Below are 20,848 nucleotides of genomic sequence, written 5' to 3'. Positions count from 1 at the left end.
GACGCAACCGGAGAGAAGGATCGCTAGGGCGCAGATACAAAGCTTGCCGCCAAGGCCTACGCGTCGCATGAAATGGGAGTAACTCTAACGAGAAGAAAGCCCCTGCGAAAAGCATTTTTTGGACGGCAGCGAATCGATTCGACGCGGAGGGGAAGAAGGGAATGAGCGCTAAGGCGGTGATCACGACGGCGTTTGCCCGATATCCACAGAACTCGGCGGGCGTCACCTGGGCATTCCTCCAATGGGCACTCGGCTTTCGCTCGGCGGGCTGGGATACGTGGCTCGTCGAAGAACTGCCGGCCTCGGCTTGCGTGGATGCCGCCGGCGAGCAAACCCCTCCGGACCGGGCCATCAATGTGGAACGCTGGCAAAAGGCGATTCAAGAGTTCGGATGGAGTGGGAAAGCTACCCTTTTTCGGGAAGGCATGGAGGAGGAATGGGACGCATTGCGCGATTACGCCCAAGAAGCCGACTTGCTTTTGAACATCTCGGGCGTTTTGCGGCGGCGGGAACTCTTGGATCTGCCGCGACGGCGCATCTACCTCGACCTCGATCCGGCCTTCACGTCGGTCTGGGCGGGGAAGTACGGCTGCGATCTCGGTCTCGACGGCCACGATCTTTTTCTGACCGTGGGGCTCCGCATGGACTCGCCCCGAATTCACGCTCCGTCGCTAGGGGTGCGCTGGCTGCCCACCCTGCCCCCGGTTGCGCTTGAATACTGGACTGGGCTGCCGAGAGACGGAAAGAGTTGGACTACCGTCACACATTGGCGAGCGTATCCGGAAGTCCGCTGGGGCAGATGGACATTTGCGAACAAGGCTCCGGAATGGGAACAGTTCATCGATCTGCCTCGGATCACCGGCGTCCCCTTCTGCATCGCCTGCGATCTCGAAGAAGAAGATGTCTCCGAAAGATTTCGTTCCGCAGGTTGGGAACTGGTTCCCAGCAGGGGCATCGCGAACGATTGGAAAACGTACCGCGATTTTTTATGGAGGAGCCGCGGGGAATTTTCCGTCGTGAAGGGTGGATATCGAGTCTCCCGTTGCGGCTGGTTCAGCGATCGAAGCGCCTGCTACCTCTCCCTGGGGAAGCCAGTCGTTCTCCAGGAGACCGGATGGGGGGCGCTCCTGAGGCCGCCGCACGGCCTCCATCCCTTTTTCTCCGTGGGGGAGGCGGCACGAGCCATCGAAAGGGTAGAAAGCCACTACGAGGAAGAAAGCGCGGGCGCGCGCGCCTTTGCGGAAGAAGCGCTGGATGCGAGAAAGGTGGTCGGCCGCCTCTTGGAACGGCTCTGACCTGCCTGTCTCACACGCAAGGGAGGTTGTAGGCGTGCCGCCACTCTCCGTTCTCGCTCCTTCCGACGTTTCCCTTGAACTAAGGCCCCTTCCCTCCCTCGGACTTTCTCCGAGCTCACAGGTGTCGGGTCGGAGGAGGCGCCCATTGAAGAGCTTGCCTCCGTCCGCCGCACAAACTGGACGTGCGGTTTTCCCGCATCCAGCTTTCATGAAAGGGCTTTCGCGATCTGGAGAGAGGGTATAAGCGAGAGTGGACCTTCTGCTCCCGACCTTCGAGAACCAGATGATCGGATAGTCTCCTCGAAGCGTGACGTTCGGGTTTTTCACATAGGGAACTTTCCATCTTCACGCTTCTTGCTCACCTATCTCGATGTATCCTGCCTCGATCCTTTCACGAACGTCCTTCCTCGGACCACTCGCAGTCCGCCATTGCTGGTCACGCGAGTTGTTCGTCTCGCGCTTCCGGTACTATTACGTTCTCCGACTCCTGGCTGTGCCTCGCTTCCCACTTCGCTTGCGCTTATAGGGTCGCTTACCCGCTTGTTGGCCGGGACACGGTCAGGTCTCCTGGGGTCACACATGAATCTTCCGTATCGTGCCGCCAGCAAACACCTTGGTACGATGGGTGAATGAGTAACGCCTTCGCCCCCTTACTGCGGGCTCGACCTTGCCCCATCTTTGGCCGACCTGTTCATCCTCGAGGTTGCCCTCATTGATTACAGCCCAATACTTCTCCTCAAACCCTTCGGATTCCGGATCGCTCCGGACACACTGTCCTCCAACGCCTTACGCCGGTGGCCAGCGAGGCATTACCCCCGCTTTTGGATACGGCGCCCCTCATTCGAGCGCCGGAGGGACTTAAACCCTCCTGATTCATCGCGCTGCCCAGCGCACGACATAGTATGGACCTATCCGACTCCCACCTGGTCCCGCGCTTCGGCCCCCTCGCAGGGCAGCGGGTCGGTCCGCTCGGGGCCAGCCCGAGCTCCCGGCCAGATGGGGCCTCCCCGTGTTGATGCATCGTCCTTTGCCCGCATGCCCTCGCCCAATACCCCGGCGGCTCTCCCCAGTGCACGTATTGCTCTCCTTCCCAGGGAGACAACGGCCTTCGCTTCTCTCTCACGAGCTCGGCGTCCGCATTGCCCGTTTCGAGCCTTTGTTCAGCGTTCACTTGCCTTAGGGCCTGCTTGCTCGCTGACCCGCTTCCCGGGCCTTTTCCCCCAGAGGCTTCGACCGCTGGCGTTACCACCAGTAGCCGCTCCGAGTGCTTCCGGCTGGAGCAATCGTTGCCGGGTGGAGATCACTCCCTCCACACTGGGCGATGCACCCTTTTCACGGCGCACGAGAGATGCAGGCTTATCCTTCTGGCCCTCCCTCAACGCCGCCCTGCAAGCTATGGACCAGAAGCCGCAGGAAGCGCTGTCTCTCCGCCGGTAGCCGCTGCAGAAGCAGGGGGCGGGCCAAGGGCAAATGGTGGGCGAAAAAGGGGCACAATGGTCTCTGCACGCAGCCATCCCGCTCGGGAGTCCGAAAGGCATGCCTGGACCCAATGGAGGAACGGCTTCCCGACGACGACTAAGGTTGTAGCGAAGACCGGACTGCTCTGCTGCTCGACATCTGTTGGTACCGACCGAAGGAGCGACCCTCCAGTCACCAGACCGGCCCGCGGATTGGCCATCGGTCCGTAGAGCCCCACCGCGGTTGCAGCGACGCTAATGGCGCCCAGGCCGAGCGCAAGGAGGGCCCTGCGCAGGGACGTAGCGACTTGGGCGCAGCGGTAGCGGGAAAGAAGCAGGAGGAGCGCCCAGAAAAAGAGAGCCAAAAGCCCGATCGCAAGAAGGATTTGCCATTCCGCAGGGGAGCCGATGCTGATCCAGCGGAACCAGAGCGGCCCGTTGTCCAAGGCGGCCAGCCTTGCGTCAACGCCTGGGCAATGGAAAATCGCGAGCGCGAAGTTCCAGCGGACATCCGCGTCTCGGGGAGCCAGGAGGAAGGCGGAGGACCATTGGGCAAGCGCCTCCCCCCAACGCCCTTCCTGAGAGAGTGCAGCGCCATAGTTGGTGCGCGCGATCCAGTCGGTGGGAGACCGCTGCAGGATTCGTTCCCAGAGATGGCTCGACTCCGCAAATCGACCCGAGCGATAGGCGTCCAAGGCCTGGATACTCCAGGACGAAGAAAGGAGGAGGCTCGAGACCGTCAGGACGGGAAAGAAGTGACGAAGCGCGAATGTCCTTTTCCAAGATTGTCGAGGAATTCGGATGCGGCGTGCCTGCTCCTGGGATCGTTCGACCCAATCCGCAGGAAGAGGCGCCTCTCGCGCGTAGAGATGAACCTCTGCCTCCTGCCAGAGAGTCATCCAAGCCCTGAGCACGCTTTGGTCGACCTGAGCCCGTTCCAGGGCAGCCCGCAGCTCCGCCAGTTCCGGCGTGGCAGGGACGAGGAGCCAGGCATCCCGAATCGCCGATTGCCAGCGAAAGAGTTGTCGCTGCCCTTCCTCCTCCGAACGCGAACGAAGAATCTCTCGATGAATCCGACGTAGGCGGCGCAATCCGACTCGTCTGCGCTGCAAGGGGTCTGCCAGGCGCGCATGCCGTAGCGCCAGAATGAGCCAAAGGACAAGAAGCGCTATGCCACCGCCGCACGCTTCGGTCAAGAGCCAGCGGTTCTCTAGCGGAGCGAGGCCACGGGCGGACCCGGAAAGGGGGGCTTTCGGCAGCCGCTTCTTTGGGACCAATTCGGAGGGCTGGGTCGTCGGCAAGCTGGAGGAAGAACCATCCAATGGCAAACCAGCGGAAGAGGAGCGTGGGGTTACGGTCAAGACGGTGGAGCGGGCCAGAGCCGTCCGGTAGGTGCCGGCCAGGGGGTCGAAGTAGGTGAATCGATAGGGAGGGATCACGTATCGGCCCGGCCGTTCGGCGACGAGGATGCGTTCGATGACCAAAGAGCCACAAAAGAGAGAATCCGGATCATTTTGCTGTTGCGGCGTCGGCTCGATGACGCGTAGACCCGAAGGAATCGCCGGAGTCGGGAGATTCCAAGGGGTCGTCCAGTTGCCCATTCCCTGGATTCGAAGCGTCCATGTGGCCGGCTCACCCACGTGCGCATCCGAAGGGGACATCTGGCTGACTAGGTCAAACGTGCCCACGGCCTGGCTAAAGCCATCCTTAGGTGGCGCCGGCAACGGCTTCACGTACAGGGAAAGCGCCGCGGAGCGTAGCACCAGAGGGCGAATGATTGCTTGGGAAAAAAGGCCATGCCCGATATTCCCCGTCTCCATGTTCACGTGTTGGCTGACGGAAGGAAGGGAGAGCCTTCCCGGAGTCAGCGCGATCGCGAGCGCGGAGTAACGCAGGCCGCTGAAGAAGGCTCCGCGCCATTCCCCACTCACTCTCTCCGGGCGGCTCCACCGGTCAACGAGCAGATCTGCGGGCGTCCACTCCGGTTGCCCGGTGATTTCCAGGAACGCGCCGGCATGGGCCAGAAGCCGGTACTCGACGGGGAAGGGCTCCCCCTGCCAGACCTCGTTCCGGAAAAGAGTAAGCGAAGCATCTGCCGACGAGGCGAAGGAAGGAGAGAAGGAGGGTTCGCCGACCCAAAACGTAAATGCCGGTACAGAGACCATGCCACGATCCGTAGCCAAGGGAAACGCGGGAATCGCATGAGGACCGGCCCGAAGAGGGTGCAGGGTATACCTGTACGCAACGGAAGGGCCGCTCGCGCTCCCAGGATTGGCGGAAGACTCCCTCTTTGCCGAACTCGCCTCAACGTAGGGAATCGCGGGAAGCTCCGGATCTGACTGGGGAATTCCGCCTTCGACGATCAACTCCACTCGGTAAGGCGTACCCAGGGTGGCGCTGCTTTCCAGAGGAAGCCAATGGGCGCTTTGGGCGCGGAGAAGGGCACAAGGAAAGCAAGCGGCAGATAGAAGAAGACCAAAAAGAAGACGTAAAAAGCGGTTCACCCTCACCAATCCATCGGTTCCGGCGGAACATCCACCTGTTCTGCCTCCTTTTGCCTCATGCGCTCGAAGAGGAGGGCCGGCCGGTCCAGGCGCTCGACCTGACGCAAGCGCGCCTTGGCTCCGTTCTGCGCATTCGGCGGCCGCTGCCCCGCATGAGAATCCATCCGATCCTTGTGCGTCGAGGAATCCGGCAAGGATCCGGAAGGCGAAGATTGAGCCTTCTCTGCGGGAACTCCAGGAGAAGGGTGTTGCCACAGCCCGCTGCCGGATTGTAGCGGGGGACCGCCCGTTGCCGAGCGGAACCGGGATCGGTTGCCGGCAGACGGGCCATGATTCCGAGAAAGCGAAGAGGAACCTTCCAAGGGAGCTTCCGGGGACCGCGCCGCCTTGAGGTAGGCCTCAAGCTCCTGGCGCAACTTCTCCCAAGGAAGAAGGCGGGGATTCAGGCGCTCGCCCTGGTCGACAGCAACCAGCCCATCCTCGATCACCCCAACGGACAATCCCGACTCCTGCCCGATCCGGCACCAAGAAATCGTTTCCTGGGCAAGGGTTCCGTAATCGGACGCAGAGAGCCGCTCTTTTTGCGCAAGGGCCTGAACGCAGCGGATGAGCGCATCCTTTGTTCCGCTGCCGGAAGCCAAAGCCGCATCCGGCTGCGCGTGGGAAAAGCCAACAAAGGAAAACAGCCCCCCCAGCCCGAGGAGCAGGAGCAGAGGAACCTTCGAGCCAGCGACAGAGAGGCGAGAGGAAGGCGGCGACGTGGAGGAGCGAAACGCGGGCAGTTCCCAGAGAAGACCAGCACACCAGCAGAGAACGGCGGGTAGGAGGAAATAGGTGAAGCGTTCCGCCTGACCGAAGGTCTGCTCCAATCGGGCCGCATTTGCGTGGGAATCGAAGCCGAGGATCTCGGCCAAGGTCACCCAACGGTCTCCCCGGAAATACCGCCCGCCAGTTGCCGAGGCCAACGCGCGCAAGGCTTCCGGCTGCAAGTGCGAGAGGATCGGATGTCCTCCCTCATCCTTGAGGAAGCCTCCTCTGGGATCGGGAATCAACCCTCCCCGACCTGTGCCAAGGCCGATCGCATTGACGCGTACCCCGAGCCTCGCCAATCGAGAAAGTTTTTCCTTCCAGCTGCCTCCGTGATCTTCGCCATCGCTCAGAATGAGGAGAATCCGATGAGCGGAATCACTCTGGGAAAAAGTATCCAATGCCTCGTCCAGGAGGGCGGCGAAATCGGTTCCCGCCTCGGGGAGGCTAGCCGGAGTCAGCTCGCTCAAGAGATCCTCCAGCGCTCCGTAATCCGTGGTCAGGGGTACGGCTATCTGGGCTGAGTTGGAAAAGACCAGGAGTCCGATCCGTTGTCCCGCGGCTTCCTGGAGAAACGCCCGAATCAGCAACTTAGCCCGATCGAGCCGAGAGGGGGCTAGGTCCTGTGCGGTCATGCTCCGGGAGAGATCCAAGGCGATGACTAGGTCGGCCGATGGACGGAGCAGCTGCCGGGGGTTTTGCCCCCATTGGGGTCCGGCCAGTGCCAAGACGACCAAAAAGCCAGCCAGAAGGAAGAGCCACGGAGGACGATTCAGAACAGATCGGCCAGGGCGGATCGCCCAGTGACCCTCCTTCGGAACCAGGCGGAGGAAGGGTCTCCCCATGGGGAGGTTCCTTCTCGACTGCCGGAGGAGAATCGCCGCCACAGCCAAGAGAGGAAGTCCAAGGATAAACCAGGAAGGAGAGCGCCAGGTCATAGGCGCAAATTCGCGCGGATCGAACCATCTTCGGCGAGCAGGACCCGATCGACCAAGAAAAAAGTCGAGTCGGGACCGGAGGGTTGCATGCGGATTATTGGTTTTGGGAGGAAGACGGGGTCCCCGCAGGCTCCCGGGGAGCGGCCGAGCGAAGTGCCCTCCACCGCTTCAACCTCTCCGAAATCTCCTTCTCCCCGCCACGATTCGTGGGCTGGTAGAAGCGGCCTGGAACGACGCCGAAGTCTTGGGGAGAGATCGCCTCGGGAAAGTCATGGCTGTATTGGTAGCCAACTCCGCGGCCCAGCCCAGCCGCGACAGCGTAGTGAGCATCGCGCAGAGAGGGCGGAACAGGGATACTCTCTCCTTTTTCCACCGCCTCGATCGCCCGATGGATAGCCGAATACGCAGAGTTGCTCTTCGGCAAAGTCGCCAGATAGACCGCCGCTTCGGCCAGGGGGATTCGGCCTTCCGGCATTCCAATCTGCTCGATCGCATGGCAGGCGGCGACCGCGAGGGACAGGGCCGATGGCTCGGCAAGTCCGATGTCTTCTGCGGCCAAGATCACGAGTCTGCGGGCAATGAATCGCGGATCCTCTCCGGCCACCAGCATCTTCGCAAGCCAGTAGAGGCTCGAATCGGGATCTCCCCCCCGGACCGACTTGATGAACGCAGAAATCGTGTCGTAGTGCTCGTCCTGGTCCCGATCGTAGCGAGGCATCTTCTTGCGACACGAATGCTCGGCGGCCTCGACGTCGATCTCGATGATCCCCTCCGGAGAAGGCGGGGTGGAAAGAATGGCCACTTCCAGGGCATTGAGGAGCCGTCGGGCATCCCCCTCCGCTGTGGCAAGGAAGTGTTGTCGGGCCAGCGGATCGAGGCGGCAGCGAAACCGGCCGAGGCCGCGCTCGGAATCTTCCAGAGCTCGGGAGAGGATCCGATCCAGCTGAGCCGGAGCCAGCGGGGCGAACTCGAAAACGCGCGATCGGGAAAGAAGAGGAGCGCTGAGAGCGAAGCACGGGTTGTGCGTCGTCGCCCCGATCAGCCAAATCGCCCCTCCTTCCACTCCGGAAAGCAGGGCGTCCTGCTGGGCGCGATTGAATCGATGGATTTCGTCCAGAAAGAAGACCGTCGGCTCTCCCCGCCTGGAGTAATGGAGGGAAGCGCGCTCCAGGATCCTTCGAAGCTCGGGTACGCCGGAATCGGCGGCGTTGAGCCGCTCGAAAGGCCGGCTCGTCGCGCGCGCAACCGCTTCGGCAAAAGACGTTTTACCGCTGCCTGGAGGCCCGAAAAGAATCACCGAGCCGAGCCGGTCGGCATCGACCAAGCGGCGCAACGGCTTCCCGGGGGCGAGCAGAGACTCCTGCCCTACGATCTCCTCAAGGCTCTGCGGCCGCAGCCGTACCGCCAAAGGCGCGGTCTGCGCCACGGGGGATGCCGTCATGCTCGCAATCGGGAAGAGCTCGTCCACCCTCGTAGGATACCGCAAGTCGGCGCGCGTGACAAAGATTGCGGCATCCCCCTGGCAGCGGGGGGAGCAGCGAGAAAAAGGAGCTATTTTTCAATGACGCCCATCTCGACCCGCCGATTCCGAACATAATCGGCTTCGCTGTGGCCGGAGGACGCCGGCCTGTCTTTTCCGTAACTGATCGTATGAAGTCGCTGGGGCGAGATACCGAGGCCGATGAGATACTCGCGGACGGCGAGCGCCCGCCGCTCTCCCAGACCTCGATTGTATTCCTCCGTGCCCCGCTCGTCACAATGGCCGGCCAAGAGAAGCGACCTGTCCGGATTTTCGCCCATCCACTGAGCCACCTTTTCCAGCTTTCCGCGCTCTCCGCTCGGAATGGCCGAGCTATCGAAGGAGAAGTAGACGGTCTCGGCGTGAAGCGGAGCGTAGTTGACATCCGTCTCCGGATTAAAGTCCCCACGGCTGGGAAGCGGAGAGGTGGTGAGCGATTCCTCCTCCGGCGCCGCCACTCCTCCATCTTTCTTCGGCTTGGCGCAGCCGGCGATGGAAACGAGAAGCACCAGCGAAAGAGAGAGTCCGGCGATCTGGTTCGCGCGGCCCAGGCGGCAAGGGAGTGGCAATAAATTCATGGGAATTCAGGGGGAGACAGATGGTTCGGAGCAGCGGGAAAGGCCAGCGGGAAGGAGAACGATCTGCCTGGTCACCGAATCCATGAGATAGAGAGACCCTTTGCGGGCAAACACCAGGTGGCGGGAGTTCCTCGTCCAGGACGGATCTTCCCCTCCCTCGCTGCCCAGCACGACCGCTGTCGCCGCGGAAGGCGCATACTCTCCGATTTGGAATTCGCCGGCGATCCGGGCGGCATAGGCGATTTGTTTTCCGTCCGGAGACCAGTCGGGCTCGGAGCTATACGCATTGCCGGTCAACAGGCGGCGAGCCGATCCGCCTTCGGCGGAAATCACGAAAAGCTGCACGCTTCCACGCTCGTCCGAGGTGTAGACAATCTCCTTGCCGTCGGGAGACCAGCAAGGAGAGGTGTTCGTTGCCCGATTGCGCGTCAGGCGATGAGGAGCCCCACCGTCTACCGGCATGAGGTAGATTTCCGGATTGCCATCCTTGCTAAGGGTCAGCGCCAGAGTCAGGTCGTCCGGAGAAAAAGCCGCGCCGGAATTGATGCCGGGGAAGAATGCGACTCGGCTTCGCGTTCGTTTGTCGAGTTTTACGATATAGACATCAGGATAGCCACTCCGATAGGAGGTGTAAACCAGACGAGCGCCGTCGTGACTCCAGCGAGGATGGGCGCTGATCGACCGGTCTGCCGTGAGGCGTTGGGCGTTGGCTCCGTCTATATCCACAACATAGAGCTCCTTATAGCCGGTTTCCTGTGAAATGAAGGCAACGCGGCTGGTCGCGAAGCCGGAAACGCCGGTGACTTGCTGCGTAACCATGTCGGAAAACTCATGGGCGATCCTGCGCAGATTCCCGACAAACGTGCGCTCCATTGGTGGCGTCTTCTGATGGCGGTCGACGATTCGGCCGGTGAGTGATCCGCTGCTGACCGTGGCGGATGCTTCGAAGCGCTCGCGCCCGCCCGAAGTCACCTGAATGAGCAGAGTCCGGGTTAAATCGGCGCTCACGATGGCATGGGCTTTGGGCCCCTCCGGGCCGCTGAAGGGAAGCAGGGCGACGGCTACCTTGCCGCCGGTGACCTCCACTTGACTCCAGGCTGAAGAGAGGGGCAAAACCAACCGGAGGAGGAAGAGGGCTCCCCACGCAGCTCCCAACCTTCGAAGACGGATCGAATCAGTGCACCATGCGAAACGTGACCGTAACGGCTTCGGCCACGCCGGGCGGACGGGGTTCTCCCACCGTTTCGACCTGGCGGGCCGCGGCCAGAACGGTGCGGTCGAACTCCTCATTGTCGGATGAGTTAAGAAGGACAGGTTTAGAGATGCGGCCATCCTTGGCAACGAAAATCTGAACCTTGGCAACAAGGTTTTGGCTCGAAAGGTGGAGAGGTTGATCCCAAGCGGCGTAAAGACGGTCTCGGATGAGGGCATAGTACCAGTTCGGCCCAAGCGATGGAGAATTCGAGGAGGAGGACCCAGCTCCCTCTCCGCTTCCGAGCGGCCCGGTTTGGGATTGGCTCCGTTCCGCTGAGGGCTCGACGCCGCGCTGAGTCACCGGAGGCGGCTTCGCCGCAGCCGCCTCCGCGGGAAGGGTGCGACTCACTTCTACCAGGTTAGGGCGAATGGATGGTTTCCGGAGGGGCTCGCCATGCTTTTTCATCGCCGGGCCGGAGGGCACCGACTTCACGGGAGGGCGGGAGGGGTTGCTCAGAGAAGATGCGGGTTTCGTCGGCGGCTCGGCTCGAGCGGCCGGGGAAGGCGTTCTACTTTCGGCAGGGGAGGGCGAAGAATCGGAACGAGCCTGCGGCGGAGAATAGTTGCCGACTCCCGTTTTGTCCACGGAAACAGGGGAGAAGAAAGCCGCGGGGGGAGGACGGCTCGCTACGAACTTGGCAAGCACGAGGAAAAGGAGGAGGGCCAACAGGTGGCCGGCGGCTACCAGCGGGTAGGTTCGCCGGAAGGCTCGGGCCTGGGAAGGCTGCTCCCTCGGAACGGATGGTTGGCGGGAGATCGAGTCGCGCGTCACGGCACTTTTCCTTTCATTCTGATGGCGGAAGAAGAGGGCCGTCAAGGAGGAGCGGGAGAGTGCCCCGCTGGTTCCTCGGCATGGATGAGAGCTAATTGGGGAACCCCCCCGGCTTGTAGGGTGTCGAAGACGCTGACCAGATCCTGGTACCGAAGATCTTTGTCAGCCCGGACCGCGACCGCCAGATCCGGATGGACACGCAGTGCTTCCGCAACCTTGGCCGGAAGCTGAGCGATCGTGATCGGCTCTCGATTCCAATAGAGACCGCCCGCCCGAGTCACCGTGACCGTCTGGACCGAGTGGGGGTTAGGAGATCGAGGGTTGGCGGCTGCTTGCGGAAGGGAAACGTCGATTCCGCTTTCCAGGAGCGGGGTCGTAATCAAAAAGATGATCAACAGGGTGAAGGCAAAATCGAGCATCGGAGTTACGTTCAGCTCGGCAAATCCCCGTGCCGACATTCTCTCGGAAAAGCGCTTCATGGCCCTGTTTCCAGAAAGGATCGTTCCAACTCGCTCTGAAGCTCCGCGGCAAAATTTTCCATCCGGATGAGATGCGAACGAATCGTCGCAACGAGAAAATTGTAGGCGAATAGGGCCGGAATCGCCACCAGAAGGCCAGTGACCGTGCAGATCAATGAGCCCGACACTCCCGGTGCCATGGTCGCGAGAGATGCCTTTCCCACGATTGCAATGTCGCTAAACGCATCCATCACCCCCCACACGGTTCCCAAAAGACCAAGAAAGGGCGCTCCAGATGCAGCGGTCGCCAGGAGCACCATCTGCTCTTCCAGGACGAGCGCCTGGATGCCGAGCTCACGCTCGATCGCACCCTGAACCGCTTTGATTGCAGGCCCCTTCATGAGAAGATCCGGAAGGAGCTTTTCGGGAGAAGATCCCCCCAGAAGCGAAGGGAGATGGGCTTGGCGAAGGAGTTCTCGAAAGGCGGCCGCATAGACAGCGTGCTCTGGAGAGCCCGGAAATCGCTCCCGGTTGACATAGGGTCGATCCCACGATCCGCAGCGGAGTCTTTCGAGAAAACGCTGGGTCTGGCGGCGTGCGAACCGAAGTTGGCCAAACTTGACGAAGATGACCGTCCAGCTCAGCGAGGAGGCGAGGAGGAGCAGGAACAGGATCAACTTGCTCGCCAAAGTCGCCTTTTCGAAGGCGTAGACCAGACCGCCGGCGGCAAAACAGTTGACCAAATCAAAGCTTTCCATAATCTGGAGTGAGCATGCGCTTTTGGCGCTGCGGCGTCAAACGGGCCGGGCATGTCGACCGTGGCTCTTATGACAGGATGGCACTATTTAGAAAATTCGCCTAGCGGTCTCTTGTGCCTCGACCTCAGGCGGAGGTGGCGTTTTCCCAAGCGCCGCGCAGCCGTCCGCCCGTCGCCTTGTGGAGGGAACTCTTCGGCCTAGTCTGGCACACGGAGGACCCAGCGTACTTGCACAACGGCGGCTCCTCTTTGCAACGGTCCCGCTTCCGAATTCGGTCTTCCCGGCCGCTCCCCCTGCCCTGTCGCTCTCTCTTGCTCATAGAGGAGGGATCGATCCGCAAAGAGTGGGAGAGCCGCTACCGGAGGCTCCAGCAACGGCTCGGCCGGGTGCGCGAACGTATTCGCACATTTCTTTCCGTGGAACGCGAGCGTTTCCGCTGCTGGACCAAAGAGCACTTTCCCAGGTTGGCGCAGGAGATCGCGCGAGCGGAAGAGCGTCTCCATGAGCTCCGACGGCTTGTCTTTGAAGTCGAGTCGATGAGTTGCCTCAAAGGGCAAGGTCTTGCCTTGGCCTATCACAATCTGTTGGCGAGGCGCTCTTCCGGACGGCCGCCGCGGAAGCCCGATTCGCGGAAGGACGCGCGGGGTAGGTGTCTCGATTGGGCGCTCCGAGAGGGCGGGGAGATGGAGGAAAGAAGGCGGCGTCTGAAAAGGGCCTATCGGATCATGGCCAGGAGGCTCCACCCTGACGTGAATGGGGTGGGAGATGGGAAACAATTGGAGCAGTGGAGAGCCGTCCAACTCGCCTACCAAGCGGGAGACCTGGACCTATTGGAGTCGATGTGCCTTCAGAATGACGGCACCCTAGTGGAGGGAGAGACGCTTTCCTGGTTGGCCGAAAGAGTATCCCGGGCGGAGAAGGCACTGGCACGCTCGCTTCAAGAGCTAAGAAATCACCGAAAGGATTTGGCATGGGGCTGCGGGCGATGCACATGGGAGAAGACGGCGGGACCGAAGGTCGAGGATTGGCTTCGAGCGCGCTTGGCAGGGGCAAAGAAAGAGACGCAAGCGCTGGAAAATCGAGTCCGGCGGTGGAAACGCGAGTCGGAACGGATGTTTCGTGCGGAGCAGGATCGTGAACGAGAGAGATTGCCCCATGCGAACGGATGAGGGGGCTCCCTCCGCGGCAAGGTCCGGATTGCAGCGGAATGAAAAAAAGAGCCTGCGGGTCGCGGGGCTGCTGGCCTCCCTATGGTCGATTCTGCTGACGATTTTTGCCTATCAGGGCGTCCTGTCGGGATGGGAGAACAAGGTCACCCGATGGGAAGAGATTCCCCCTTCCGAGTCGAAGAGCAGCCATTTTGCCCTCATCGCCATCGACCACATACCGGCCGACCGGCCATGGCCATGGCCTCGACTCGAATATGCCCTTTGCCTGCGCGGACTCCTTGCGCAGATTCCTCAGAGCGTCGTCTTCGAGGTTCTCCTGAGCGAAAAGGGGACGAAGATGAGTTCCTTCGATCAGACCTTCGCCTCGCTTGTCCGGCGCATGGACCACGTTTGTTTCGCAGCGGACGCGCTGCTGGGCGAACAGCAGGGGGAACCGCTTCCTCTCGGGGCCATGCGCCTTCAGGGCTCGACCCAGCTCGGAAACTTGACGGAGTATCGCTCGGTGATCTGGCCGGGAATAACCTTTGCCGGAGAAAACCCGGTGGGATTGGCCAACCTCGATGTTGGCTCCGAGGAGGTTCTCTCTCTCCCACTGGTATTCCGTGTCAAGGAGGCGCTGGTTCCCTCCCTGGCGCTACAGGCAGCAGCCGTCTACCTCGGGGCGGATCTCGGCCGGGCGACCGTGCGCCTGGGCCACGCCATCATTCTTCGCGACCGGCGAGGGAAGCGAATCCGCACGATTCCCGTGGATGCCGAGGGGCGGATCGCCGTGCGTTACCGCCGCTCGCCGAAGACCATCCCGCGCCTGGGTTACGACAGTTATCTGGTTTACGCCAATCAGGCGACCCGTGGACAGTTGAGCGAGGATGAGCTTCCTCCGCTTCGCGGGCGGCAGGTCTGGATCGGCGTGACCGATGAGGCGATCGTCCCGAAAATGGCAACTCCGGTGGGACCCATGACGCCCGTCGAACTCCAGATGCAAGTTAGCCGGCAGATCGTCGAAGGAGAGCTGATCCACCCGCTCCCCTGGTTCCTGACCGCCACGGTGGGCTTTGCGCTCTGCCTTTGGGGGACGCGGCTTTTCGTCACGCTGCCTGCGCTTAGCGCAATCTCGGCGATTGCGATTCTCTTCGCCGGCACCATCGCCGTCTCCGTCACAACCTTTTTCTTCGTAGGCCTTGCCCTGCCCCTCTGCACCCTGCTGCTCGCGGCCTTCGGCGCCGTAATTTGCGGAACGGCGGTACGTCTCTGGAACTTTTCTCCCTTTCGAGAGGAAAGGACTTCCGAGAAGCCGTCGGTTGTCGTGGAAGTGGCGGCTTCCGTGCCTCCCCTTGCTGCCAGCCCCTCCGATCCGGTGCAGGAGAATCCGGTAAGGAGCCCGTCCGCGCCTGCCGAAAGCGGTACTCCTGCCTCTCCATCCCTGGCTCGCCTGCAAGGCGCCTTACGGCGCCTGGAAGAGCGACGCCGAAGAGAGGGTCTTTCGGGTGAAAGTGGCCGCCTCGGCCAGGGATGAGTCGGCGGACATTTTGTCTGCCGGAAGACGGGGAACCAAAAACAGGGGAGCCGAAGGAGCGGACCTTGCCTGGAAGCAAAAAAAGGGGCATGGAAGGATGGAGCGGCGAAGGAAACGGTAAAGGAATGAACGGTCTCCTGGAGCTTTTCGACATCGTGGATGCCGCGGACCGTGTCGTCGGACAAAAGACGCGCTCCTGGGTCCACCGGCATGGACTTCGCCATCGCGCGGTTCACATGCTCCTGTTCAATGCCCGAGGGGAGATCTTTTTGCAAAAACGCTCGCTTTCCAAGGACCTCAATCCCGGAGTTTGGGATTCTTCCTGCAGCGGCCATCTCCACGCGGGAGAGACCTACGACCAGGCTGCCAGGAGAGAGCTCGGCGAGGAACTGGGTCTCACCAAGCCGATCCCTCTTCGGCCGGTCTGCAAGCTTGCCGCCCAGCCAGAAACCGGCAATGAGTTTATCTGGGTTTACCTCGGGGAATCCGACGGACCATTTTGCCTGGATCCGGAAGAGATCTCCGAAGGGCGCTTCCTCCGAATCCCGGATCTACAAAAGGAAATTCGCGTGGGCCCGGATCGTTTTTCCCCGGTCTTCGTCCACCTGTGGAGCCGACTACGACACCAGTTTCTCCTCCACGATACGAGGTAGGGCGTTGTGGGACACGTCGGGAACGGAACGATCCGGCGTGGTTGGGCAAACTGCTCCTCGCCGTTCTCCCGGTCGTCGGCTTAAGCGCCTGCTCTCCGCTCCAGATTCGATCTCCCACTCCTCTGCTCTTCGACGTACACCTGGATACGGAGATTCGGAGCCCACCTCTGCAACCGAGCGATAGAGCCGCAAATGGCAACGTGCAGCAGAGAAGGCGGTTGCACATGGCCGAGGTGCAGTCCCTGAAGAACGCCCGCATCATCGGGGAGACCTGGAACGGGTATCTCCAATTTGTCACCGAGCCGCAGGAGAGTGCCTACCGCTCCTATGCGGAGCGAATCGTGCAGGAAGAGAATCGATCCCGCTATCTTTTCTATTCGACCGAGGCCAGAAAGCTGGGCGAAAGCCTATCCCGGGTGGAGGTACAATACGGAGAGCGGTGGCAGGACGATGCTTTCCCTGGCGAGTATCTCCAGATGCCCGATGGAAGCTGGAGCAGAAAGGAGGAGCCAGGGGAGGGGAAAAGGGGATAGCAGCCACACTCAGCGCAAGGCGGCGGGTGCTTGAATGTTCGGGTTCCTGACGAACACCGGGGAGGTGGAGTCGGGAACCCGCACTCGATGGAAGGGAGGTCCAGGGTGCTCCGGTGGAGCCGCAGCCGGACCGATCAGTTCCACGCGCTCGGGAACAAACACCGCGAGAAACTCGTCCGTGTGGGGATCGTATACGGTGAACGGAGCGACATAGCCGCGCAAGCGATACTCAAAATCGTTGTCGGAGGTCCGCTTTTTATTGAGCAGCAGCCGCCAAGGCGCCACGACGCCTCCGGGGGTCTCCTCGAATACAACCCACCTGGCCGCCGACCAAGGCTCATTGGAGCGCTTAACCCAACCCCACCCGCTTCCGTCCTTGTCATAGGAACGGTGTCCGACAAACTCCTCGACCTGGATGCCCGGCGGTGGAGTCAAGGGCTCCGGGGCCTGCTGCGGAGGCGGTAGGACGGGTTGCGCGGATGAGACCGCTTCCGTCGCTGGAGCGGCCGCAGCATCGTTTGGGTTCGTCAAATGGAGATCCGGAGCGAGTGGCGGGGCCGCCCGCGAAGGCAGCTCCTCTCCGCGCGCCGAGCAGAGAAAAAGGAGAGAAAGCAGCAGGCCGCCCAGCCAGAGAGAGCAGCGGGCGAGGATCACTGGGTCCACTTCGCTCCCTTGGACAGATACGGCAGGCTCGCGGTGGCATAGTCGGTACGTCCCACGGCCCCAACCATGGGGACCCCAAACCGTCGTTTCCACCAGAGAGAAAAGTCCTCCCCCGTGTGGCAGCCCCAGCTCTTCACCACCGCCCGCCGGAGAAACGCCTTCCGTTCGATCCGGCGTAGATCCTTTTCGTGAAGGTATCCCTTCGACATGTTGTCAAAATAGGTGCTGTAATCGAACATCAAGCAGGCTCGATTCGAATGGCCAAAATAATCGAGGGCGCCAATCGGGATGACTTTCCGATCATGTCCCGCATTCAGGTAGTTGATGAGCTGGCCAGTGGTGTCGAACCAGTAGAGAGGGAGCTTCAAGGCATTGGCCTGCTCGACGATTACGGAGAGAATGTCGAGTTTCTCTTCCCGGCTGCGAGACGCATAGGCCGGCCGATAGACAAGCCAGGTGATGGTGATCCCGGGTTTTCCTTCCGCCTGAAGCTTTAGTTGGTCGAGTCGGGCAACGGCCGCTCGAATAAAGTTGCCCCAATACTTGTCGTGCGAATCCGCTTTGCCGTGCTCGAAAAATCGGAGGGCCGGTCCGCCGCTGATCACAATCCACTCCTGCTGCGTGGGTTCCTCCGCCGGGAGTCGAGGGGTTCCGCTCAGGAGCAGGAGCGCCGAGAGGAGCGTGGGGCCAAGCCACCCACGCCAACGGCTCCGGAATGAACAAAAAGGGTCCGTCGAGGGAAGCTCAACCATCAGTGAGCTTTGTGCTGGAAGAAGGCCCATCGAAGAATTCGCTCGGGATGAGGTGACCGAGCTTGTCCACCTTGGCTTGCAGGTAGCGCCGGTTGTAACAGTTCGGCTCCCCATGGAGAGGAATGCGTTCCACGATCTCCAGCCCATATCCTTCGATCCCGATCCGCTTGATCGGATTATTGGTTAAAAGCCGCAGACGGTGCGCGCCTAAGGCGCGAAGAATCTGGCAGCCGATCCCGTAATCCCGATTGTCCGGGGCGAACGCAAGGGCCACGTTCGCCTCCACGGTATCCAGTCCTGCCTCTTGAAGCTTATAGCTCATCAGCTTGTTGAGCAAGCCGATACCCCTGCCTTCCTGCCGCAAATAGAGAAGAACTCCTTTCCCCTCCTCCTCGATTCGCGCCATAGCAAGGGCAAGCTGCTCTCCGCAATCGCAACGCAAGGAATGAAACACATCTCCCGTCAGGCATTGAGAGTGGACACGGGTCAATACCACTTCATTCGGAGACCAGCTCCCCTTCGTGAGAGCCAGATGCTCCTGCCCGGTCAGGACGTCGCGAAAGGCGGTCAAAGAAAAATGGCCGAAGACGGTCGGCAGCGAGACCGTTATGGCCTTTTCCACCAGGGATTCCGTCCGTAATCGGTAGGCGATCAGGTCCTTGATCGTGACTACCTTGAGATGGAACTCGGAAGCCACTCGAAGAAGATCGGGTACTCGGGCCATCGTGCCGTCGTCATTCAAGATTTCCACCAGCACGCCCGCCGGGAAAAGCCCAGCCAGCCGCATCAGATCGACCGCCGCCTCGGTATGGCCCGCGCGCCGGAGCACCCCTCCCTCGGCCGCTCGGAGCGGAAAAATATGGCCTGGCCGGCAAAAGTGGGCCGGCACCGCATGGGAATCGGCCAACGCGCGAACCGTCTTGGCCCGGTCCGCCGCGGAAATCCCAGTGCTCGTGCCGATCGTATAATCGACCGAAACGGTGAAGGGAGTTCCCTGGAGAGCCGTGTTCTGCTGCGGAGCAACCATCCAAGGCAGCCTGAGCTCATCCGCTCGTTCCCGAGTGAGGGGAACGCAAATCAACCCCCGGCCATGGTGCGCCATGAAGTTGATCGTCTCCGGCGAGCAGAGCTGCGCGGATGCGATGAAGTCTCCTTCGTTCTCCCGATCCTCATCGTCGACAACGATCACCAGCTTTCCTCCGCGAAGATCGTCGAGCACCTCTTCAATCGAGGAAAAGGAGGAATGAGTCATGGGGGAAGAAGAGATCTCGACCGCGTTCGGCCGCCGGTCAGGGCGTCGAAGACGACCTTTGGAGAATCGAGGATGAATTCCGAAACAGAAGACGCGAAAGGTCGGGATCGGTGCAAACGTGACTCATGGTGCGAAGTTTGTCTCTCTCCATTACGAGATTGCCTACTATATAATGGAAGATTACCCTTAGAGCAAACGGATGCGTGCAACTTCTCTCTGTTTTTCCTGTTTGGTCGCTTTCTGGACCGTCTACTTCTCCCCGGCGGCAGCCGGAGCCGCTTGGGAGCGGGACTTCGCGCAAATCGCCATTCAGGATCATGGAAGAAAGAAGCCGCTGACGAGCTTTGCCAGCGAAAGCTGTCTTCTCCTCACTGGCAAACAGAGCGTCGTCCTTCCCGATCGTGGGAAGGTGGAAGCTCTGCCGCTGCTCCTTTCCCTTTGGCTCTCCCCGGAGGGATGGGCAAAGGAGCCCATCCTCCTAGTTGGAGAGCCGATCCTGCGCGAGGCTCTCGGCCTTCCGTCTTCCCGCTCACGCTTTTCCTACGACGAGTTGAGGAGCAACCAGGCCTTGCGAGCTCTCACGTTGCGCTTAGAAGCCAGCGGGACCACGGCCGAGGGGGAGGACTCGACCAAAGCCCAGATCGAGCGAGCCGTACGTGGGCTGATGGATCGGATAGATCTCTTCTCGCGCATCGTTTCCGGTCGCGCCTTGACGATCGTTCCCGAGCCGGCGGGAACGGAGAGGAGGTGGCTTGCGCTGCCCGAAGCGAAGGTGGTCTATCCGGTCGAGGTCTCAGCTAAATTGGAGCAGACGTGGGAGAGGATGCGGAACGCCGTGCTCTCCGGCAAGCGTGATGAAGCTGGCGCCGCCGCCGTGGCCCTGGCAGAAGAGTTGCGGAGCCTAAACCCCGCCCGCTATCCCAAAACCGGGAAGCTTCGCTTCGAGGAAGCCTATCGCGAGCTGCAGCCTTGGCGGTGGGCCTGGATCTGCTACGCCGCGTCAGCGATTTGTCTTGCTCTCACCAGCGCATGGAGACGCCCACTCGGTTATGCTGCGGGATGGACCTTAGCTTTGACTGGCTTCCTCTTCCAGATCTACGGTTTTGCCTGTCGAATCCTGCTGGCTGGCCGCCCGCCGGTCACGAACATGTATGAGTCGGTGATTTGGGTGGCTTTCGGAATCGTCCTTTTTGCACTCCTGCTCGAAGCAGTCTACCGCTCCCGCTATCTTCTCTTGGCTGCAATGCCGATTGCGGTTCTCTGCCTTCTTTTCGTTCAAACCCAGCCCCTGATTTTCGACCCCTCGCTCCAGCCATTGGTCCCGGTTCTCCGGAATAATTTTTGGCTCACGGTGCACGTCCTGAGCGTCACGTTGAGCTACGCTGCCTTCGGCTTGGCGCTCGGGCTGGGGGATCTCTATCTATGGCGATGGTTGCGCCGACATGCGGACGGGAAGCGCGTCGATCCCGTTCTGACCCTCTATATCTACCGCTGCCTGCAGATCGGCGTCTTCTTCCTTGCGGCCGGGGTTGTGCTTGGGGCGGTCTGGGCCAATTACTCCTGGGGACGCTTTTGGGATTGGGATCCAAAGGAGACCTGGGCGCTGGTGTCGCTGCTCTGCTATCTGGCGCTGCTTCACGGGCGTATTGCCGGTTGGTGGGGCGAATTCGGCCTCGCCGTCGGCGCCGTGCTCTGCTTTCTGAGCGTCCTGATGGCCTGGTACGGGGTGAACTTCGTGCTGGGTAAGGGGCTGCACAGCTATGGATTCGGTAGCGGTGCCGTCGGCCCTGTGGCTGGCTTTGCCCTGGTTCAACTCCTCTTCGCACTCTGGTGCTTGTGGACTGGGTGGAAACGGCGGGCGGACCAAAGCAGGAGAGTCGCACCGTTCTCGACCTCGCAAATCGGTCGTCCCTAGCCGCCATTTCTCACCAGCGCGAGCTTTCGCGCGGGAGAGTTACAGGGTAAGCCGCTTC

Annotated in this window: 17 protein-coding genes; 6 read left to right on the top strand and 11 right to left on the bottom strand. The window is 61.2% G+C overall.

What is annotated here, in order from left to right; genetic code table 11:
* Nucleotides 1-161: 161 nt before the first annotated feature.
* Nucleotides 162-1,295, top strand: coding sequence for a hypothetical protein (locus A37A_RS20015; RefSeq protein ID WP_018290678.1), 1,134 nt, complete (start codon nt 162-164; stop codon nt 1,293-1,295).
* A gap of 1,393 nt (nt 1,296-2,688) precedes the next feature.
* On the opposite strand, the gene A37A_RS0106305 is transcribed toward A37A_RS20015, so the two are convergent.
* The 8 genes from A37A_RS0106305 to A37A_RS0106265 form a co-directional block, all read right to left on the bottom strand.
* The gene (locus tag A37A_RS0106305) at nt 2,689-5,256 is read right to left on the bottom strand and encodes a BatD family protein (RefSeq protein WP_018290677.1); all 2,568 of its coding nucleotides are present in this window, start codon (nt 5,254-5,256) and stop codon (nt 2,689-2,691) included.
* Nucleotides 5,257-5,258: 2 nt separating this feature from the next.
* Nucleotides 5,259-7,001: a VWA domain-containing protein gene (locus A37A_RS18225; protein WP_018290676.1), complete on the bottom strand. Its 1,743-nt coding sequence runs from the start codon at nt 6,999-7,001 to the stop codon at nt 5,259-5,261.
* Nucleotides 7,002-7,095: 94 nt separating this feature from the next.
* Nucleotides 7,096-8,442 carry a replication-associated recombination protein A gene (locus A37A_RS16155; RefSeq protein WP_020494101.1) on the bottom strand — a complete coding sequence of 449 codons (1,347 nt, stop codon included), beginning with the start codon at nt 8,440-8,442 and terminating at the stop codon, nt 7,096-7,098.
* Between the two features lie 110 nt (nt 8,443-8,552).
* Nucleotides 8,553-9,098, bottom strand: coding sequence for an OmpA family protein (locus tag A37A_RS18220; RefSeq protein ID WP_018290673.1), 546 nt, complete (start codon nt 9,096-9,098; stop codon nt 8,553-8,555).
* Between the two features lie 6 nt (nt 9,099-9,104).
* Nucleotides 9,105-10,184 (bottom strand): biopolymer transporter Tol, encoded by a 1,080-nt coding sequence (locus A37A_RS0106280; RefSeq protein WP_231363785.1) that lies wholly within the window; start codon nt 10,182-10,184, stop codon nt 9,105-9,107.
* A gap of 88 nt (nt 10,185-10,272) precedes the next feature.
* A complete protein-coding gene (locus A37A_RS0106275) occupies nt 10,273-11,124 on the bottom strand; it encodes a TonB family protein (protein WP_155996499.1) in 852 nt (283 codons plus the stop codon).
* Nucleotides 11,125-11,165: 41 nt separating this feature from the next.
* Nucleotides 11,166-11,603, bottom strand: a complete 438-nt coding sequence (locus A37A_RS0106270) for a biopolymer transporter ExbD (RefSeq protein ID WP_018290670.1) — start codon at nt 11,601-11,603, stop codon at nt 11,166-11,168.
* Nucleotides 11,600-12,340, bottom strand: coding sequence for a MotA/TolQ/ExbB proton channel family protein (locus A37A_RS0106265; protein ID WP_018290669.1), 741 nt, complete (start codon nt 12,338-12,340; stop codon nt 11,600-11,602). Before A37A_RS0106265 ends, A37A_RS0106270 begins: the two co-directional genes overlap by 4 nt.
* Before the next feature lie 113 nt (nt 12,341-12,453).
* Between A37A_RS0106265 and A37A_RS0106260 the strand changes: the two genes are divergently transcribed.
* The 4 genes from A37A_RS0106260 (at nt 12,454) to A37A_RS0106245 (ending at nt 16,208) form a co-directional block, all read left to right on the top strand.
* The gene (locus A37A_RS0106260) at nt 12,454-13,509 is read left to right on the top strand and encodes a hypothetical protein (RefSeq protein ID WP_020494100.1); all 1,056 of its coding nucleotides are present in this window, start codon (nt 12,454-12,456) and stop codon (nt 13,507-13,509) included.
* On the top strand, nt 13,496-15,022 hold the full coding sequence (locus tag A37A_RS0106255; RefSeq protein WP_018290667.1) for a CHASE2 domain-containing protein: 1,527 nt from the start codon (nt 13,496-13,498) through the stop codon (nt 15,020-15,022). Before A37A_RS0106260 ends, A37A_RS0106255 begins: the two co-directional genes overlap by 14 nt.
* A gap of 125 nt (nt 15,023-15,147) precedes the next feature.
* Entirely contained in the window at nt 15,148-15,675 is a 528-nt protein-coding gene (locus A37A_RS16145) for an NUDIX domain-containing protein (protein WP_040888500.1), read from the top strand.
* Nucleotides 15,676-15,716: 41 nt separating this feature from the next.
* Nucleotides 15,717-16,208, top strand: a complete 492-nt coding sequence (locus A37A_RS0106245; RefSeq protein ID WP_018290665.1) for a DUF1318 domain-containing protein — start codon at nt 15,717-15,719, stop codon at nt 16,206-16,208.
* Between the two features lie 9 nt (nt 16,209-16,217).
* Here the strand turns inward: A37A_RS0106245 and A37A_RS0106240 are convergent, their stop codons facing one another.
* The 3 genes from A37A_RS0106240 to A37A_RS0106230 are packed head-to-tail and all read right to left on the bottom strand — an operon-like array spanning nt 16,218 to nt 18,875.
* Nucleotides 16,218-16,871 carry a hypothetical protein gene (locus A37A_RS0106240; RefSeq protein ID WP_155996497.1) on the bottom strand — a complete coding sequence of 218 codons (654 nt, stop codon included), beginning with the start codon at nt 16,869-16,871 and terminating at the stop codon, nt 16,218-16,220.
* Complete coding sequence (locus A37A_RS0106235; protein WP_018290663.1) at nt 16,859-17,623, bottom strand: hypothetical protein; 765 nt, start codon at nt 17,621-17,623, stop codon at nt 16,859-16,861. Before A37A_RS0106235 ends, A37A_RS0106240 begins: the two co-directional genes overlap by 13 nt.
* Nucleotides 17,616-18,875 carry a bifunctional 3,4-dihydroxy-2-butanone-4-phosphate synthase/GTP cyclohydrolase II gene (locus A37A_RS0106230; RefSeq protein WP_018290662.1) on the bottom strand — a complete coding sequence of 420 codons (1,260 nt, stop codon included), beginning with the start codon at nt 18,873-18,875 and terminating at the stop codon, nt 17,616-17,618. The genes A37A_RS0106235 and A37A_RS0106230 overlap by 8 nt, the downstream gene beginning before the upstream one ends.
* Before the next feature lie 199 nt (nt 18,876-19,074).
* Between A37A_RS0106230 and A37A_RS0106225 the strand changes: the two genes are divergently transcribed.
* On the top strand, nt 19,075-20,790 hold the full coding sequence (locus tag A37A_RS0106225) for a cytochrome c biogenesis protein (protein WP_020494099.1): 1,716 nt from the start codon (nt 19,075-19,077) through the stop codon (nt 20,788-20,790).
* The last annotated feature ends 58 nt before the right edge of the window (nt 20,791-20,848 follow it).

The sequence above is a fragment of the Verrucomicrobium sp. 3C genome (genome assembly GCF_000379365.1).
In the GTDB taxonomy this organism is placed as follows: Bacteria; Verrucomicrobiota; Verrucomicrobiia; order Methylacidiphilales; family Methylacidiphilaceae; genus Methylacidimicrobium.
Note: the sequence above shows the minus strand (reverse complement) of the source record. Positions and strands in the feature narration are given on the sequence as shown.

Coding starts and splice junctions, on each gene's coding strand:
- A37A_RS0106255 (WP_018290667.1), top strand. CDS start 13,496: ATGCGAACGGATGAGGGGGCTCCCTCCGCGGCAAGGTCCGGATTGCAG.
- A37A_RS0106265 (WP_018290669.1), bottom strand. CDS start 12,340: ATGGAAAGCTTTGATTTGGTCAACTGTTTTGCCGCCGGCGGTCTGGTC.
- A37A_RS18225 (WP_018290676.1), bottom strand. CDS start 7,001: ATGACCTGGCGCTCTCCTTCCTGGTTTATCCTTGGACTTCCTCTCTTG.
- A37A_RS0106270 (WP_018290670.1), bottom strand. CDS start 11,603: ATGAAGCGCTTTTCCGAGAGAATGTCGGCACGGGGATTTGCCGAGCTG.
- A37A_RS0106235 (WP_018290663.1), bottom strand. CDS start 17,623: ATGGTTGAGCTTCCCTCGACGGACCCTTTTTGTTCATTCCGGAGCCGT.
- A37A_RS0106225 (WP_020494099.1), top strand. CDS start 19,075: ATGCGTGCAACTTCTCTCTGTTTTTCCTGTTTGGTCGCTTTCTGGACC.
- A37A_RS18220 (WP_018290673.1), bottom strand. CDS start 9,098: ATGAATTTATTGCCACTCCCTTGCCGCCTGGGCCGCGCGAACCAGATC.
- A37A_RS16155 (WP_020494101.1), bottom strand. CDS start 8,442: ATGACGGCATCCCCCGTGGCGCAGACCGCGCCTTTGGCGGTACGGCTG.
- A37A_RS20015 (WP_018290678.1), top strand. CDS start 162: ATGAGCGCTAAGGCGGTGATCACGACGGCGTTTGCCCGATATCCACAG.
- A37A_RS16145 (WP_040888500.1), top strand. CDS start 15,148: ATGAACGGTCTCCTGGAGCTTTTCGACATCGTGGATGCCGCGGACCGT.
- A37A_RS0106230 (WP_018290662.1), bottom strand. CDS start 18,875: ATGACTCATTCCTCCTTTTCCTCGATTGAAGAGGTGCTCGACGATCTT.